The organism is Kocuria sp. CH-021, from assembly GCF_049716185.1.
GTDB classification, from domain to species: domain Bacteria; phylum Actinomycetota; class Actinomycetes; order Actinomycetales; family Micrococcaceae; genus Kocuria; species Kocuria cellulosilytica.
Window position 1 is genome coordinate 1 of record NZ_JBNAFK010000061.1, and the last position, 861, is coordinate 861.

General features: G+C 75.1%; 1 protein-coding gene. It reads right to left on the reverse strand.

Annotation, left to right across the window (positions count from 1 at the left end):
• Positions 1–839, reverse strand: an 839-nt coding sequence (locus tag ACPYN7_RS18010) for a hypothetical protein (RefSeq protein WP_424348557.1), incomplete at its 3' end; no start/stop codon positions are given.
• Positions 840–861 lie beyond the last annotated feature (22 nt).

The following is an 861-nucleotide window of genomic DNA, read 5'->3' on the forward strand; positions in this document are numbered from 1 at the left end:
GCCACGGCCAGCCGGACGGAGGCCAGCTCCAGTCCGGTCACCAGGTCCGGCAGCACCGCCCACGGCACCGCGCCGTCCTCCACCGGGGCCGGCTCCGCGCCTCCGGCATGGACTCGGATCCGTTCCACCCGGGACAGCAGCCGGTCGTGGGCGTCCCCGAGGCAGTGCCGGGGCAGCCCGTGGTGCTCCAGGTCGGACGGGGCGAGCGGCAGCACGCCCCGCAGCGACCAGCGGAGCAGCCGCGACCTCCGGACCGTCCGGTGCAGGCGCTCGGCGGCGGCCCGGGCGGCGCCCCGATCGCCGTGCAGAAGGGCGTCCCGGGCGCGGCGGGCGCAGGCCGCCGCGTCCTCGGCCCCGGTGAGTGCCAGCAGCGCCATGGTCCGGTCGCACCGCACCACCGCGGCGGGCGCGGGACCCGGGTGCGGGGCGGTCGCTCCGGTCCCGTGGTCCCCGCCGTCGACCACGGAGGCGTCGGCGTCGACCACGACATCCCCCTGCAGCGAGCAGCGCAGCACGAGCCCGGCCGGCCAGAACGGCAGCACGGGACCGAGCGGGAGGTGGAGCACGTCCATCTCCAGTCCGTCACGGTCCTCCCCGCCCTCGGCCAAGGGGATCCCCTCCGGGGCCATGTCCATCCCACCGTGCCCGCTGTGGTCCATCTCGCCGTGGTCCATCTCGTCGTGGTCCATCTCGCCGTGGTCCATCTCGCCGTGGTCCATCTCGCCGTGGTCCATCTCGCCGTGGTCCATCTCGCCGTGGTCCATCTCGCCGTGGTCCATCTCGCCGTGGTCCATCTCGCCGTGGTCCATCTCGCCGTGGTCCATCTCGCCGTGGTCCATCTCGCCGTGGTCCATCTCGCCG